This is a genomic window from Actinoplanes derwentensis (assembly GCF_900104725.1).
In the GTDB taxonomy this organism is placed as follows: Bacteria; Actinomycetota; Actinomycetes; order Mycobacteriales; family Micromonosporaceae; genus Actinoplanes; species Actinoplanes derwentensis.
In genome coordinates this window covers 9,722,121-9,738,036 of sequence record NZ_LT629758.1, presented here as the reverse complement: position 1 = coordinate 9,738,036, position 15,916 = coordinate 9,722,121, and the positions used below count along the sequence as shown (strand labels likewise).

At 70.7% G+C, this 15,916-nt stretch carries 12 protein-coding genes; 3 read left to right on the top strand and 9 right to left on the bottom strand.

Annotated features, from left to right (window positions below; genetic code table 11):
- Window positions 1–5: 5 nt before the first annotated feature.
- Entirely contained in the window at window positions 6–827 is an 822-nt protein-coding gene (locus BLU81_RS43535) for an urease accessory protein UreD (RefSeq protein ID WP_092555083.1), read from the top strand.
- Window positions 828–910: 83 nt separating this feature from the next.
- On the opposite strand, the gene BLU81_RS43530 is transcribed toward BLU81_RS43535, so the two are convergent.
- The 8 genes from BLU81_RS43530 to BLU81_RS43495 form a co-directional block, all read right to left on the bottom strand.
- On the bottom strand, window positions 911–1,825 hold the full coding sequence (locus BLU81_RS43530; RefSeq protein ID WP_231953814.1) for a sigma-70 family RNA polymerase sigma factor: 915 nt from the start codon (window positions 1,823–1,825) through the stop codon (window positions 911–913).
- Between the two features lie 209 nt (window positions 1,826–2,034).
- The gene (locus tag BLU81_RS43525) at window positions 2,035–2,286 is read right to left on the bottom strand and encodes a hypothetical protein (RefSeq protein ID WP_092555081.1); all 252 of its coding nucleotides are present in this window, start codon (window positions 2,284–2,286) and stop codon (window positions 2,035–2,037) included.
- Window positions 2,287–2,510: 224 nt separating this feature from the next.
- On the bottom strand, window positions 2,511–4,436 hold the full coding sequence (locus tag BLU81_RS43520) for a serine/threonine-protein kinase (protein ID WP_231953813.1): 1,926 nt from the start codon (window positions 4,434–4,436) through the stop codon (window positions 2,511–2,513).
- Between the two features lie 357 nt (window positions 4,437–4,793).
- Window positions 4,794–7,532: a cyanophycin synthetase gene (gene cphA, locus BLU81_RS43515; RefSeq protein WP_092555077.1), complete on the bottom strand. Its 2,739-nt coding sequence runs from the start codon at window positions 7,530–7,532 to the stop codon at window positions 4,794–4,796.
- Window positions 7,529–8,335: a cyanophycinase gene (locus tag BLU81_RS43510; protein ID WP_231953812.1), complete on the bottom strand. Its 807-nt coding sequence runs from the start codon at window positions 8,333–8,335 to the stop codon at window positions 7,529–7,531. Before BLU81_RS43510 ends, cphA begins: the two co-directional genes overlap by 4 nt.
- A gap of 29 nt (window positions 8,336–8,364) precedes the next feature.
- Entirely contained in the window at window positions 8,365–9,294 is a 930-nt protein-coding gene (locus BLU81_RS43505; protein ID WP_092555075.1) for an acyl-ACP desaturase, read from the bottom strand.
- Between the two features lie 36 nt (window positions 9,295–9,330).
- Window positions 9,331–10,677 (bottom strand): histidine--tRNA ligase, encoded by a 1,347-nt coding sequence (hisS, locus tag BLU81_RS43500; protein WP_092555073.1) that lies wholly within the window; start codon window positions 10,675–10,677, stop codon window positions 9,331–9,333.
- Between the two features lie 24 nt (window positions 10,678–10,701).
- On the bottom strand, window positions 10,702–11,400 hold the full coding sequence (locus BLU81_RS43495; RefSeq protein WP_092555070.1) for an MBL fold metallo-hydrolase: 699 nt from the start codon (window positions 11,398–11,400) through the stop codon (window positions 10,702–10,704).
- A 183-nt stretch (window positions 11,401–11,583) separates the two neighbouring features.
- On the opposite strand from BLU81_RS43495, the gene BLU81_RS43490 reads away from it, so the two are divergent.
- Both BLU81_RS43490 and BLU81_RS43485 read left to right on the top strand, forming a co-directional pair.
- The gene (locus BLU81_RS43490) at window positions 11,584–12,465 is read left to right on the top strand and encodes a peptidylprolyl isomerase (RefSeq protein WP_092555068.1); all 882 of its coding nucleotides are present in this window, start codon (window positions 11,584–11,586) and stop codon (window positions 12,463–12,465) included.
- A gap of 32 nt (window positions 12,466–12,497) precedes the next feature.
- The gene (locus BLU81_RS43485) at window positions 12,498–13,373 is read left to right on the top strand and encodes a peptidylprolyl isomerase (protein WP_373873252.1); all 876 of its coding nucleotides are present in this window, start codon (window positions 12,498–12,500) and stop codon (window positions 13,371–13,373) included.
- Between the two features lie 54 nt (window positions 13,374–13,427).
- On the opposite strand, the gene BLU81_RS43480 is transcribed toward BLU81_RS43485, so the two are convergent.
- Window positions 13,428–15,821 (bottom strand): RelA/SpoT family protein, encoded by a 2,394-nt coding sequence (locus BLU81_RS43480; RefSeq protein WP_092555064.1) that lies wholly within the window; start codon window positions 15,819–15,821, stop codon window positions 13,428–13,430.
- Window positions 15,822–15,916: the final 95 nt, after the last annotated feature.

Here is a 15,916-nt window from a genome sequence, read left to right as displayed (position 1 = left end):
CGCTGATGCGGGCTCAGGCTTGTGTCGTCGCGGAGGCCGACGGGCGGGGCGGGACGCGGCTCGCCGTGTTGCGCGGTGAGTCGCCGTTGCTGTTGCGGCGAACCGGGCCGCGTGACGCGGACGGGGTCACCGTTCACCTGGTCGGCGGGGCCGCCGGGCCGTTACGCGGCGACGAACTGCGGCTGGACATCGAGGTCGGGCCGGGTGCGCGCCTGGAGATGCTGAGTGTGGCGGCCTCGCTGGCGCTGCCCGGACGGCCGGCGCCGGCGTCCCGGATGACCGTCACCGCGTCGGTCGCCGCGGGCGGGGTCCTGCGGTGGCTGCCGGAACCGCTGATCGCGGCGGCGGGCTGCGACCACGTCGTGGTGACGCGGGTGGAGGTGGCCGACGGCGGAACGCTGCTGTGGCGCGACGACCTGGTCTGCGGGCGGCACGCGGAGGCGTCGGGGGCGGTTCGGGCCGACACCACTGTCCGGTACGGGGGAGTCACCCTGTACCGGCACGAGCTGACCGTCGGGCCGCGCGCGCCGGGCTGGGACGGTGCGGCGGTGCTCGGTGGCGGGCAGGCGACCGGAACCGTGGTGATGGCGGGCGCCGACCTGCCGGAGCCGGCGGTACTCGGAGTGGACGCGGGCGACGGCGGAGCGGGGCGGGCCGCGGGTGGCGCCCGGGACGGGCGGACCGTGGGGGCCGGAGTGGACGCGGCTCTCATGCGGCTGGCCGGGCCGGGGGTCGTCGCGACCGCGGTGGGCGTGGACATCCGGCAGGTCAAGGCGGTGCTGGATCCCCTGTGCGGGGCCGGGGCGCGGTCGAGACTGGCGGTTTGAGGAACGTACCGCCGCGGGGTTGACAGACACGGCGGACGGTGCGGCGGAGGGCGACCTGGTGGGCCGCCCTCCACATCCGTCCGTCAGGCCGCCACCGCGATCGGCACACCGTGGGCGTCGGTCAGCGCCAGCCGGGTGTGCAGGCTGCCCTGCTGGGCCACCCGGGCGAAATACTCGGTGCGGCGTCTCTGCAGACAACCTTTCCGGGTACGCGGCCCCCCGGCCGCCACGGTGAGCAGTTCGGGCGCGAGAGAGCTGTTCAGGCCCTCCCGGAGCAGGCGCAGCGCCTCGGTCCGCAACTGGGAGATGCGGGACTCGGTGACGCCCAGCCGGGACGCCACCTCGCTGAGCGGCTGTTCCTGCAGGAACGATTCCTCCACCACCTGGCGCAGCCGCTCGGGCAGGGCCTGGATCGCCTGATGCAGGTATCCGAGACGCTCCCGTTTGAGCAGCAGGTCCTCCGGCCCTTCAGAGGTCTCCGGCACCATCTCCTCGGCCGCCCCGGTGGGGAAGCCTTGGAGGCTGAGCAGGGAGGCCTTCTGCACGTCGTCCTCGACGCTGGCGAGTTCGTTGACCCCGATCCCCAGCACCCCGGCCACTTCGGCGTCGCTGGGTGTGCGGCCGAGCGCGGCGGTGAGTTCCTGGCGGGCGGTGGCCGCTCGCCGGGCTCTGGCCCGCACCGATCGGCTGGCCCAGTCCTGCCCGCGAAGCTCGTCCAGCAGGGCGCCTCTGATGCGGACGGCGGCGAACCGGTGGAACGGTATGCCACGGGTCACGTCGAAGGACCGGGCGGCGCCGAGCAGGGCTGCGAATCCGGCGGACGAGAGATCGTCCGCGTGGACGTGGCCGGGTACCCGATTGAGCAGTTCCCGGACCAGGTGGCCAACCATCGGCATGTTCTCGCGGATCAGGTCCTCGATGTCGCGCGCGGAGGGCACATCGTGGGCGATGCCGATGGTGGCGGGGAGTTGAGTCGTGGTGATCGTCGTGGAGATCACGTAGTCCTCCTCGCTGGTACTAACCGGCTGATGAAGCCGGCTGACGAGAAGAACAGTGGCCGTCTCAGGGTGCAGCGGCGGCCGAACTCGGTTGTATTTGTGGAGTTTTTTCACGAAAAACCTCAGCCCGGCGAGGAGCGGCACGGGCTGAGGTGAAGGCAACGCCGAAGAACCCGGCCGCGTTCACGGCCGGGTTCGGGAGGGGGATGTCAGTACAACACCGGAGTGCGGGGCGCCAGCACGTCGGCCAGCTCCTCGTGCACCCACGTCATGCGTTGCACGGCCACGTCCGGGTGGTCACCGAACTCGACGGCGACACCGGCGGCACATCCGTCACTGCCGTAGCGCAGGATCGTCACCGTGATCGCCTCCTCCACCGCGGCCTGGTTCGGGCTCTCGGAGGGCTGCAGGTACGAGACGAACAACGCCTCGGCAGCCAGGTCCTTCACTGTGCTGATCATTTCTGTCGAACTCCCCGATGTCGACGACCTGCTTGAACTCGGCTGACACCACCTGGGTTGCCCGGGCTCTCGCCCATCATCCACTCGGGTGTCGCGCGCGCCGGCAGCCACGCCGTGCCGAAGTGCCACGAACCGGGCACCCGTCTCCGAGCGGAAGCGCCTGTCGGTCTCCGTTCACCGTAACTCCGGAACAGGCCTTTCGGCCTGTCATTTTCCGGGCTTCGTCAGCCGTCGGCGCACAGATCGTCCACCTCGTCGTCGCAGTTCACGTCCGGCGGCAGCGGGGCCGGCGGCGAAGTGCTCGTCTCCGGCTCGTTGACACCCGGGTTCTCCGACGACGGCACCACCACCGGCGGTAGCGACGGCGGAATCGGGCTCGGACTCGTCTCGCTGGGCGACGGTGACGCCGACGGCGAGGTGCCGGCACTGGTGCTCGGCGGGACCACCGACGGGGAACCACTCGCCCCCGGACTCACCGTCGGGTTGATGATCACGCTGCCGCTGGGGCCGATCGAGATTCCGGGCGAGGTGGTCGGCTCGCCGAGACGGATCCGCCCGTCCTGCAGGACCTCGACCGGGCGGGGCGGGTCGCCGGGCTTCGCCGACACGTACGTCTCGCAGGTCTGGTCGTTGAGTTTGAAGACCATCGGGGCGGCGTTGCTCTCGGTGTAACGTCCGGTGATCTGCATGGTGGTGGTGCGCTGCGGGGCGATCGCGGTCTTCGACGCGACCTGGACGGCCTGGCCGTCCTGAGTGAGGTCGAGCTTCCCCTTGCCGGAGAGCACCTGGTCGCCGTTGAGCAGGAACCATAGGTTCCACTCGTTCATCGCGACGGCGTCGCGGTTGGCCAGGGTCACCTGGGCCTTGAACCGCCCGGCCTTGTCGGCCCAGACCGCGTAGCTGATCACGCATTTGCCGGAGGCGGGCAGAACCGTCGGCTGCGGCGTGGCACCGGCGGCCCGGTCGGTGGTGTGCTGCTGGCCGACCGCCGTCCAGCCGTAGGTGAGACCGCTGAGCACGGCGACCGTCCCGGCCACCAGCACGATCCGGCGGACCCGCACGTGGGTCCGGACCGGCGGGCGGCCACCGGGCGGGGCCGGCTGGGGTCCCCCGGCGCCGGGCCGCAACGACGGCGGCCGGGACGACGACGGCGGCGGCTCGGCGGCCGACGGAACGACCGGGTCGGTCGCCACGTCACCGGCGGCGGCCGCGGCCGGGCCGAACCCGGAGTACGGGTAGCCCGAGGGCAGGATGAAGGTGTCCTCGCCGTCGCGCCAGTCGCCCTGAAAACCGGAGGTGACCAGCGGCGCCCCGGCCGCGATGCCGGACAGTGCCCCGGCAACCTCGGCGGTGGACGGCCGGTCGCCCGGGTGTTTCTCCAGACAGCGGGCGATCAGGGCGTCCACCGAGTACGGCAGGCCCTCCACCGGCGGCAGGGGTTCGGGCTCGGTGTACTGATGGGCGCGCAGCAGGGCCGTGGTGGTGCCGACGTCCCAGGGGAGCTGGCCGATCAGCATCCGGTAGATCAGCAGGCCGACCGCGTAGACGTCGGTGGCCGGGCTGACCTGGCCGCCCTCCAGACGCTCCGGCGCCAGATAGGCGGGAGTGCCCATCAGGCTGCCGTCCGGGTCGGTGTCGTTCTCCCCGATCAGGGCCGAGATGCCGAAGTCGACGACCTTCACCCCGGCCTGGGTCAGCATCACGTTGGCGGGGGTGACGTCGCGGTGCACGATGCCGCGGGCGTGGGCCGAGGCCAGCGCGGCCGCGACCTCGGCGCTGATCCGCACCGCGGTCGGCCACGGCAGGGTCCGCACCCGGGCCAGCACGGCCGCCAGGGACTCGCCGTCGACGAGTTCCATCACGACGTACGGCACGGGTTCGCCGTCGGCTGTGGTGGCCTCGCCGTAGTCGTAGACGTTGGTGATGTTCGGATGCGTCAGCCGGGCCGCGGCCTGAGCCTCCGAGCGCAGCCTGCGCCGGAACGAGGGATCGGCGCTCGTGGACGGTGGCAGCACCTTGACCGCGACCTGCCGTCCGAGCACTTCGTCGAACCCTCGCCAAACCACTGACATCCCGCCGGCACCGAGACGCTCGACCAGTCGGTATCGACCGGCGAGCAATCCCGACCCGGGCAGGTCCGCCGTGCTCATGTGCCCCCACATGCGCGCTTCGAGAAACACCGGGCCGCACCGCCATGCTCCCGGCGTCGGGTGAGCTCGGGCCCACCGTCGGACTCCGAGCATCCCCCATCGACGGCGAGGATGTTAGTCCCCATCGGCCCGCAGTTCGACCCGTCACATACCGATCCACCTGGGGCTAATTACTGTCTGTTGCGAGCAGTTCGCAGCTTTCCGCAACCAGTGGGACACGCAGGGCCACCACAGCGCTGGTGTATGCCCGCTTCGTCGGAACTTGCACTCTCAACCTTTCGAGTGAGTCCACGGTGGAGGTGTTCACGATCGGTCAACAATTCGCTACCGGGCGAGATCAAGTCTGTCCAAGATCTGTCAGCGGCGTGCGGGGCTGCCGGTGAGCCGGCGCGCCAGCTGGAGACCCGCACCGGGCCCGGCCGACGGCAGCGCGGCGTGCACCGGCACCCCAGCGGCCGGAACCGCTCCCAGCCCGGCCAGGAACGACCGCAGCGGACCCCACGACTCGTAGATCACCAGCACCACGTCGCCCGGCTCGGCCATCTCCAGTGCGCTGGTCAGCGCGGCCCGGAACCCCTCGGTGCGCACCGCGGTCAGCCGGGGCCGGCGGGCCCGCATCTCCCGCTCGACCAGCCCGGAGACCTCCCCGCGCGGCCGGCCACGCAGGTCCTCGTCCTCGTAGAGCACCACCCGGGTCAGGCCGTCGGCCAGCACCTGCGCCGACGCCGCCAGCAGGTCCGCACGCCGGTCGCCGGGCAGGGTGACCGCGCCCACGCACCGGTCCGGGCCCCACAGCCGGTGCAGGGTCCGCAGGGTGGTCGCCAGGGCCGCCGGATTGTGCGCGTAGTCCAGGTACAGCGACACGTCGCCGAGCCGGAACAGGGTGCCCCGGCCCGGGTTGTCGGCCGCCGGGTCGAACTCGGCGAGCCGATCGGCCAGGGTCTCCGGGCGGGCCCCCAGTGCCCGGGCGGCGGCGATCGCGGCAAGAGTGTTCGCGGCCACGTGCAGAGCCGCACCGCCGTACGCCCCGGGCACCTCGGCCAGCCGCAGCAGCGGGGTACGCCGCGCCCCGGTCGCCTGCACCAGCCAGCCGTCGTGCAGAAGGTAGGCGGACCCGCCCCGGGCCAGATGCCCGGCCAGCACCGGGTTCTGCGGGTCCAGCGAGAACCAGACCAGCCGTTTGTGGTCGGCCCGCACCCGCGGCCGGTCGGCCAGGCTGCGTACCCACGGGTCGTCGGCGTTGAGGACCAGGGTCCCGCCGTCCCGGACCCGCTCGGCCACCACCGCCTTGACGTGCGCCAGGTCCTCGACCGAGTCGAGCCCGTCCTGGCCCAGGTGGTCGGCGGTGATGTTGGTGATCACGCCGACGTCCGACCAGTCGTACCCGAGGCCGCGCCGCAGCAGGCCGCCGCGCGCGGTCTCCAGCACCGCCATCTCCACCTGCGGGTCACCGAGGACCATCTGAGCCGAGCGGGGCCCGGTGGCGTCGGCGACCTGGACGACCCGCCCGTCGATCGCGACTCCGTCGCTGGTGGCGGTGCCGACCCGCAGGCCGCTTCCGCTGAGCAGATGGGCGGTCAGCCGGGTGACGGTGGTCTTGCCGTTGGTGCCGGTGATCGCGACGGCCGGGATCCGCCCGTCGGAGCCGCCCGGGAACATCGCCCGCACGATCGCGTCGCCCACGTCGCGGGGCCGGCCCTCCACCGGTGCCAGGTGCATCCGCAGTCCCGGCACCGCGTTGACCTCGATCACCCCGGCGGTGGTGACTCCGGCGACCGGCGGGACCGGGGCGGCCACGTCCGGAAGGCGCAGGTCGATGCCGGCGATGTCGAGGCCGAGCAGCGCGGCCACCCGGCGGCAGATCCGGGTGACATCCGGGTGCACCTGGTCGGTCACGTCCCGGCTGGTCCCGCCGGTGGACAGGTTGGCGGTGTCGCGGAGGCGGGCCACTTCGCCGTCGGCGAGGACCGTCGCGGGGGTACGGCCGTCGCGGGCGAGCACCCGGCGGACCGTCTCGTCCACGGTGATCCGGGTCAGCACCCGGGAGTGCCCGGTCCCCCGGCGCGGATCGGCGTTGACCCGGTCGATCAGTTCGGTGATCGTCGCCCGGCCGTCGCCGACCACGTGCGCGGCCACCCGCTCGGCCGCCGCCACCACTTCGCCCGCCACCACCAGCACCCGGTAGTCCCGGCCGTCGAGTTGCCGCTCGACGACCGCGTCCCCACCGATCGCGGCGAACACCCGCCGGACGTCCTCCGCACTGGTCAGGTGCAGGGCCACGGCGCGCCCGTGCCGGCCGTTGCGGGGTTTCACCACGACCGGGCCGCCCAGCCGGCCGAACAGCCGGATCGCCTCGGCCTCGGTGCCGGCCGCGCCACCGGCCGCGACCGGGACACCCGCCTCGTCGAGCAGCCGCCGGGTGACGTGTTTGTCCCCGGCGATGTCCACGCCCACCGCGCTGGTCCGGTCGGTCATCGCGGCCCAGGCCATCCGGCGCCGGTGTCCCCAGCCGAGCCGGACCAGGCTGAGGTCGTCGAAACGTTCCACCGGGATGCCGCGGCGGCGGGCCGCCTCGATGATCGACCGGGTGCTGGGGCCGGTGGCCTCCCGTTCGGCGAGCGCGGCCAGTCCGGCGAGCTGTTCAGCGAGCCGCGGGGCGGCCGGGCCGCCGCCGGCGGACACCTGGAGCACCAGGCCGATCGCGGCGGTCAGCAGTTCACCGGGGAGCGGCGACTCGGGGGACTCGTCGGCCGGGCATTCGGTGATCACGTCGTAGACGCCGTCGGCCCCGGTGCCGACGGTCCGGCCGAAGGTGACGTCGCGGCCGATGAGCTGGGACAACTCGATGCAGACGTGTTCGGCGACGTGACCGAAGTAGGTGCCGCCCCGCAGCCGGCTGACGAACCCGCCGGGGGTGCCCGCGGCGCAGTGATGCTCGGCCAGGCCGGGCATCGCCCGCAGCAGGCGCTCGGTGAACCCGGTGATGTCGGTGGTCTCCACCCCGGTCAGGCCGCCCAGGTGCAGCCGGGCCACCATCGCGGGCCGGGACAGGTAGACGTTGGGACCCCGTAGACGGCGCAGGCTCTCGATCTTCATATGGCTCGTTCCCGTTCTACCGACGGCGGACCGGTGACGGGACTGCGGCCCGTCAGATGGAAGGTGCAGCCCGCGGGCAGCACGTGGAGGCGAGCCCCGGCGAGCGCGATCGGCCCGGCCTGCGGGACTCGGATGTCGGTGGCGGCACCGGCGTCGACCACCGTCACCGCCCCGCTGCCGAGAACCTCGAAACTGTCGCCCCCGGTCAGGATGGCGGTGTCCTCGTCGATGCCCACGCCCAGTTCGTGCGGGTAGCGGGCGACCGCGCTGAGCAGCCGGTTGAGCCGGCCCCGCTCGGCGAAGTGCTGGTCGATCAGTACGCACGGCAGGAACTCCAGCCCCGGGCCGGTGCGCACACTGTCCGCGGTCACGCCGGGGCCGTCGCCGCCGATGATCATGGTGCTCGCCATCATCGCCGCGCCCGCGCTGGTCCCGCCGAGCACCACCCGGCCCTCGGCGACCAGGGTGTGCAGCAGGGTGTCGACGACGGTGCCGCCCAGTGTCCCGGTGATCCGCTCCTGGTCGCCGCCGGTGAAGAAGACCCCGGTGGCCTCACGCAGGACGGCTTCGGAGGTGGGCGCGTTCGCCTCGGTGCGGCAGGACAGGCGCAGGGCGCGAACCGTGCCGGCGCCCAGATCGGAGAACCGCTGGAGGTAGACCTGTTCGGCGGTCGCCGGGGCCTGACTGGCGGTGGCGATGACCACGATCCGGGCGGCGGCCGCTCCGGCGAGTTCCACGAACCGGCCGAGCAGCGCGGTCCCGGCCGCCCCACCCATGATCAGAAGCCGGTTGCCGCCCTCCACACTGCTGAGATTAAACGGATGTTTCAGTTTTATTCCGGCTTATGCCGCTTCGCCCGCGCAGATCGCCGTTCCTCGAACCGGGACGCCTGCGTCTCCAGCTCACTCATCTGCGCGGCCAGCTCGTCGCGCGCCCGCTCGCCGTCCCCACGCAGATCGGTGCGATCCCAGACGTTCCACTGCCGCAGCACCGGCTGCAGCACCTCGTCGCGGTGCTGGCGCAGGTCGTAGATGCCGGCCAGCGCGATCAGCACCGCCTTACGGCCGAACCCCTCGATGTTGGCACCCGGCATCTGGAAACCGGCCGTCACGTTCGCGACCGCCCGCATCGTCTGGTCCGGGGACAGGTCGAAGGCCGCGGTCAGGATGTTGCGGTAGAAGACCATGTGCAGGTTCTCGTCGGCGGCGACCCGGGTCAGCATCTGCTCGGCGATCGGGTCGCCGGTGGCCTTGCCGGTGTTGCGGTGCGAGATCCGGGTCGCCAGCTCCTGCAACGCGACGTACGCGATCGAGTGCAGCATCTCGTGACCGTTGACGTTCACGTACCCGGCCTGCATGTGGTCCATCCGGGCGCGCTCCAGCTCGACCGGGTCCACGCCGCGGGTCACCGTCAGGTAGTCGCGGATCGCGATGCCGTGCCGGCCCTCCTCCGCGGTCCACCGGTGCACCCAGGTGCCCCACGCGCCGTCCCGGCCGAAGAGGGAGGCGATCTCGTGGTGGTAGGAGGGCAGGTTGTCCTCGGTGAGCAGGTTGACGATCAGCGCGGTCTTCGCCACGTCGGGCAGTTTCGAGTCGCCCGGCTGCCACGGCTCGCCGCCGAGGACCCCGTCGAAGGTCCGCCCCTCGCTCCACGGCACGAACTCGTGCGGGAACCATTCCTTGGCGAGTGACAGGTGCCGGTCGAGGTTGGCGGCCACGACGGGCTCCAGCTCGATCAGCAGCGCGGTCTGGTCCAGCGGCATCCACTCACGGTAACCGCCGGACCAGGCTCACACGGGTCAGCTCGCGGACACCGACGGGTGAAGATCAACAGTGGGCGGCTGCCACGTCTCCGGATCGGCGTCGACCTGCTCTCCGGACCGGATGTCCTTGACGGTGTCCGTCTCACCCGTCTCACCCGCTTCACTCGCCGCACCCGCTTCACTCGGGAACCAGACGAACGGGATCCCCCGGCGGTCGGCGAACTGGATCTGCTTGCCGAACTTCGCGGCGGCCGGCGCCACCTCGGTCGCGATGCCCCGGCGGCGCAGCTTCGCCGCGATCCGGTCACACGCGGCCCGCCGGTCCTCGCTGGGCAGGGCCACCACCACGACCGTCGGCACCGACCGGGACACCGACAGCGCGTTCTGCCCGAACAGCAGGCCGAGCAGCCGGGACACCCCGATCGAGATGCCCACTCCGGGGAACCGGGTGTTGCCCACCGACGCCAGGTTGTCGTACCGGCCGCCGGAGGTGATCGAACCGAACCGCTCGTAACCCTTGAGCTGGGTCTCGTACACCGTGCCGGTGTAGTAGTCCAGGCCGCGGGCGATCTTCAGCTCGGCCCGGACCAGGCCCGGAGCGTGCTCGCCGGCCGTCTCGACCACCTGCAGCAGCTCGGCCAGACCTTCGTCGAGCAGCGGGTCGGAGACACCGAGCGCCCGGACCCGGTCGGCGAACGAGCCGTCGGCCGCCGAGATCCCGGCCAGAGCCAGGCACGCGGCGGCCTGCGCGTCGGTGGCGCCGGCCGTCTCCACCAGAGCGGCGGCCACCTTCTCCGGGCCGATCTTGTCGAGTTTGTCGACGGTGCGCAGCACCTGCGCGGTGTCCTCCAGGCCCAGACCTCGGTAGAAGCCCTCACAGACCTTGCGGTTGTTGACCAGGATCACCGCGTCCGGAATGGGCAGTGACCGGAAGACGTCGCCGATCACCAGCGGCATCTCGGTGTCGAAGTGGAACGGCAGGGTGTCCCGGCCGACCACGTCGATGTCGGCCTGCAGGAACTCGCGGTACCGGCCCTCCTGCGGGCGCTCGCCCCGCCACACCTTCTGGATCTGGTAACGCTTGAACGGGAACTGCAGCTTGCCGTGGTTCTCCGTGACGAACCGTGCGAACGGGACGGTCAGGTCGAAGTGCAGGCCCAGCTGATCGTCGCGTCTGGCGTTCTCGTCCTCCTGCAGACGGTGCAGCAGGTAGACCTCCTTCGAGGTCTCCCCCTTGCTGAGCAGGATGTCGAGCGGCTCGACGGCCCGGGTCTCCAGGGACGCGTAGCCGTACAGCTCGAATGTGGATCTGATCTTGTCAAGGATCTGCTGCTCGATGATGCGCTGCGGCGGCAGCCATTCAGGGAAGCCGGAAATGGGCACTGTTGCTCCTAGCGCGAAAAGATTTCAGAGTCCCCGGCCGGGCGCGGCGGTCAGATCCCGCAGATACGGGTTCGACGCGCGCTCACGGCCGATGGTGGTGGACGGTCCGTGGCCGGGCAGCACGACGGTGTCGTCGGCCAGCGGCAGGATCTTGTCCCGCAGGCTGGTCATCATCGTCGGGGTGCTGCCACCCGGCAGGTCGGTGCGGCCGATCGACCCGGCGAACAGCACGTCGCCGGAGAGGCAGATCTGCTCCGCTGCCCAGGACGAACCCGCCCCGGGCAGCCGGAAGAGCACCGACCCGCCGGTATGGCCGGGCGCGTGGTCGACGGTGATCTCCAGACCGGCGATGCTCAGCACCGCGCCGTCGGTCAGCTCGGCGACGTCGTCGGGCTCGGTGTACTGCAGACGCCCGCCGAACAGCGAGGTGAGGTCGGCGCTCAGGCCCTTCGACGGATCGGCCAGCATCTCCCGGTCCGCCGGGTGCACATAGGCGGTGATGCCCCGGGCGCCGCAGACCGGCGCCACCGAGAAGGTGTGATCCAGATGACCGTGGGTCAGCAGCACCGCGGCCGGGTGCAGCCGGTGCTTGGCGAGGGTCTCCTCCAGCCGGTCCAGCACACCGATGCCGGGGTCGACGACCAGGCATTGTTCGCCCTCACCGACGGCGACCAGGTAGCAATTGGTGCCGAAGGCGTCGGCCGGAAAGCCGGTGACGAGCACGGTGGCAGACCTCTCTGGAGCGGGCGCAAATCGTAACGAGCCTAGCCGGGCGGCCGCACGCCACTTTCTCAGGAGGTACCCGTACACTCTTGCGGGCGTGTGGCGTGCCGCACCCCTTGACATACAGAGCCTCTCTCGGGGCGACGCGCCTCATCCTGAGGCACAGGGAAGGACAGGCTTTCGGTGGCTTCCAGCAGGGACCGGCAGCGCAAGCTCGCACGGGCGAAATACGACCGGCAGCAAGCCCGCCGAGCCGATCGTGAACACCGCCGCCGCCGGGTCTCGGCCGGCGTGGGCGCCACCCTGGCAGTCCTGCTGATCGCCGCGGGCGGCGCCTGGATCGGCGGCGTCTTCGACAGCGAGAAGACCGACACGTCGGCCTCCGACGATTGCCTGTGGACGCCGCTGAGCACCGAGAGCAACCCCGACCTCAAGAACGTCGGGACACCGCCCACCAAGGACATTCCGGAGGACGGCACCGAGACGATGACGATCACCACCGACAAGGGTGCCCCGATCGTCGTCACCGTCGACGTGACTAATTCGCCGTGTGCCGCGGCCAGCTTCTCCTACCTGGCGGGCCGGTCGTTCTTCGACAACACCGAATGCCACGAGCTGACCACCGAAGGCGCGCTGCACTGCGGCGACCCGGCCGGCACCGGTCAGGGCGGCCCGACCTACAGCTACTACGACGAGAACCTCCCGGCCGGCGCCCCGGAGCCGGAGCCGAGCGCCAGCGCGGCCCCCACCACCGAGGTGACCTACCCCCGAGGGACTGTCGCCGTGCTCGGTAACCCGAAGGGCGTCAACGGCAGCCAGTTCCTGATCTTCCACAAGGACTTCACGTCGGCCGACCCGCAGTACTCGGTACTCGGCACGGTCACCGGCGGCCTGGACACCCTGGCCGCGATCGCGAAGATCCCCGCGGTCGAGAACGAAGCGGGCGACAAGGTCAAACCCAAGGACAAGATCACCATCAAGACCCTGACCGTCGGTACGGGCACCGTCGGCACGGCCCCCTCGGCTTCGGCCGGGGCCGCGCCCGCGGCGAGTGTCCAGTCGTGAGTGCGAAGGCAGAGAGCAGCATGGAGGAGACCGTGTCGTCGATCAAGGACCGGCAGCGCGCGGCAGCGCGTGCCCGGCTCGAGAAGGAGATGGCCGAGCGTTCAGCGGCCGCTCGTAAGCGCCGGCAGCGGCAGGCGATCGTCGGCTCGGCGCTCGCGGTCGTGGTGATCGCCGGCATCGCGTTCTTCGTCGTGCAGACGCTGAAGGACGACGACAAGAGCACCGAGGCCGCCGCGCCCGATGCCAGCGCCAGCGCCGGCGCCAACGTGCCACCCGCACCGGCCGGCACCGCCAACTGCACCTGGATCCCCTCCGACGAGGCGACCGGCGGCAAGGTCAAGGACACCGGTGGCACCCCGCCGGCCAACGTCCCGGCCACCGGCACCGACACCCTCAAACTGGACACCAGCATCGGCGCCATCACGGCGACGGTGGACAAGACGAAGGCCCCGTGCACCGCGGCCGCGTTCGAGTACCTGGCGGCCAAGAAGTTCTGGGACAACACCAAGTGCCACCGGATCGTCACCGAGGGCATCAAGGTCCTGCAGTGTGGTGACCCGTTCGCCACCGGCAAGGGTTACCGCGAGACCGACGGCTCCGGCGGCCCGAACTTCATGTACCCGGAGGAGAACCTTCCGGTCGACGCGCAGGTGACCTATCCGAAGGGGACGATCGCCATGGCGCGGACCCAGCAGGAGGCCACCACCGGCAGCCAGTTCTTCATCGTCTACGAGGACATCCCCGCGACGTCCCTGCCGGCGCAGTACACCGTGCTCGGCAAGGTCACCTCGGGTATCGAGTTCGTGGAGAAGGTCGGGAAGGCCGGCAGCGACAACGCCAACGGCCAGAGCGACGGTCACCCCAAGACAGAGGTCGCCATCAAGTCGCTGACGATGGCCGCGGCCTAGTTCTCGGCAGGAAAGAAGCCCCGGTGCGATCCGCACCGGGGCTTCTTCGTGTCCTCAGGCTCCGGACGTCACCCGGTAGGCGTCGAAGACGCCGTCCACCTTGCGCACCGCGGCGACCAGGTGACCCAGGTGTTTCGGGTCGGCCATCTCGAACGTGAACCGGCTGACCGCCACCCGGTCCCGGGTGGTGGTGACCGTCGCGGAGAGGATGTTGACCCGTTCCTCGGACAGCACCCGGGTCACGTCGGCCAGCAGCTTGTGCCGGTCGAGGGCCTCCACCTGGATCGCCACCAGGAACGTGGACGCCGACGTCGGTTTCCAGCTGACCTCGACCATCCGTTCGCTCTGGTCCCGCAGATCCTCGGCGTTGGCGCAGTCGTCGCGGTGCACACTCACCCCGCCGGAGCGGGTGACGAAACCGAAGACCGCGTCACCGGGAACCGGCGTGCAGCAGCGGGCCAGTTTCACCCAGACGTCCGAGACGCCCTTCACCACGACACCCGGGTCCTGGGTGGCACTGCGGTTACGCGGCGGACGGGTCGCGACGGCGGTCTCGGCGATGTCCTCGACCGCGCCCTCCTCGCCCCCGAACCCGGCGACGAGTTTCTGCACCACGGACTGGGCGGAGACGGCACTCTCGCCGACCGCCGCGTAAAGCGACGCCACGTCCGCCAGGTGCAGATCGCGGGCGATCGTCATCAGGTTCTCGCTGGTCAGCATGCGCTGCAGAGGCAGCCCCTGCTTGCGCATCGCCTTGACGATCGCCTCCTTGCCGTCCTCGATCGCTTCCTCGCGGCGCTCCTTGTTGAAGAACTGCCGGATCTTCGTCCGGGCGCGCGGGCTCTTCACGAAGCCGAGCCAGTCCTGGGTCGGACCGGCCGTCGCCGACTTGGACGTGAAGATCTCGATCACGTCGCCGTTCGACAGCGGGGACTCCAGCGGCACCAGCTTGCCGTTGACCCGGGCACCGATGCACTTGTGCCCGACCTCGGTGTGCACCGCGTACGCGAAGTCCACCGGGGTCGAGCCGGTCGGCAACGGGATCACGTCGCCCTTCGGCGTGAAGACGTAGACCTCCTGGCTGGAGAGGTCGAACCGCAGCGCGTCCAGGAACTCGGACGGGTCGCTCGCCTCCCGCTGCCAGTCGAGCAACTGTCGCAGCCAGGTCATCTCGTCGATGTGCGCCGGCGGGCCGACGATCGTCGCGCCCTTCTGCTCCTTGTACTTCCAGTGCGCGGCGATACCGAACTCGGCGGTCCGGTGCATCGCGAACGTCCGGATCTGCATCTCGACCGGCTTACCGGTCGGGCCGATGACTGTCGTGTGCAACGACTGGTACATGTTGAACTTCGGCATCGCGATGTAGTCCTTGAACCGGCCCGGCACCGGCTGCCAGTTCGCGTGGATGACACCCAGCGCGGCATAGCAGTCGCGAACCGTGTCGACCAGGATGCGGACGCCGACCAGGTCGTAGATGTCGTTGAAGTCCCGGCCCCGCACGATCATCTTCTGATAGATCGAGTAGAGGTGCTTCGGGCGGCCGGTCGTCTCGGCCTTGATCTTCGCCGACTTGAGGTCGAGGCTGACCCGGTTGGTGACCTGCCGGAGCAGGGCCTCACGCTGCGGCTGGTGCTCCCCGATCAGGCGGTTGATCTCCTCGAACCGCTTGGGGAACAGCGTGCCGAACGCCAGGTCCTCCAGCTCCCACTTGATCGTGTTCATCCCGAGCCGGTGGGCCAGCGGGGCCAGGATCTCCAGCGTCTCCTTGGCCTTCTGCTCCTGCTTCGCGCGGGGCAGGAAGGTCAGGGTGCGCATGTTGTGCAGCCGGTCCGCCAGCTTGATCACCAGGACCCGCGGGTCCTTGGCCATCGCCACGACCATCTTGCGGATCGTCTCGGCTTTCGCCGCGTCACCCAGTTTGACCCGGTCGAGCTTGGTCACGCCGTCGACCAGCAGCGCCACCTCGGCGCCGAAGTCGTTGCGCATGCTCTCCAGGGAGTAGTCGGTGTCCTCGATCGTGTCGTGCAGCAGCGCGGCCACCAGCGTCGTGGTGTCCATGCCCAGGTTCGCCAGGATCGTCGCCACCGCGAGCGGGTGCGTGATGTAGGGGTCGCCGGACTTGCGGTACTGCCCCGAATGCCAGCGGGCCGCGACGTCGAACGCCTTCTGCAGCGCCCGCGCGTCCGCTTTCGGGTGGCTGGCCCGGTGGGTCGCGATCAGCGGCTCGAGAACCTCGCTGACCTGCGTGCTCTGCCAGGGCGCGTTGAAGCGCGCGAGCCTGGCCCGCACCCGCCGGCCGGTGGGGGCGCTGGCCAGACCGAAACCGGTGCCCGGCTCATCCGCTGGTGCGAGTGGCTGGGTGGTCTCAGGATCAGTGGGCGGGCCGTCGCCCGTGTTCTGGGTCGGTTGCACCGTGCCCTCCGCCGAAGGGGCGACGTCGCTGGACACCGGCCTCCTCACACGTTCGCCGGAATCTGAAACACCGAAATCTGAAGGTTCGCCGGGATCAAAGGTCACCTTGGAACGCCCATCCTACCCGCACC

Excerpts from the sequence above, each read along its gene's own strand:
- cphA (WP_092555077.1), bottom strand. The coding sequence starts at position 7,532 with ATGAAGATCGAGAGCCTGCGCCGTCTACGGGGTCCCAACGTCTACCTG.
- BLU81_RS43525 (WP_092555081.1), bottom strand. The coding sequence starts at position 2,286 with ATGATCAGCACAGTGAAGGACCTGGCTGCCGAGGCGTTGTTCGTCTCG.
- BLU81_RS43535 (WP_092555083.1), top strand. The coding sequence starts at position 6 with ATGCGGGCTCAGGCTTGTGTCGTCGCGGAGGCCGACGGGCGGGGCGGG.
- BLU81_RS43505 (WP_092555075.1), bottom strand. The coding sequence starts at position 9,294 with ATGCCGCTGGACCAGACCGCGCTGCTGATCGAGCTGGAGCCCGTCGTG.
- BLU81_RS43520 (WP_231953813.1), bottom strand. The coding sequence starts at position 4,436 with ATGAGCACGGCGGACCTGCCCGGGTCGGGATTGCTCGCCGGTCGATAC.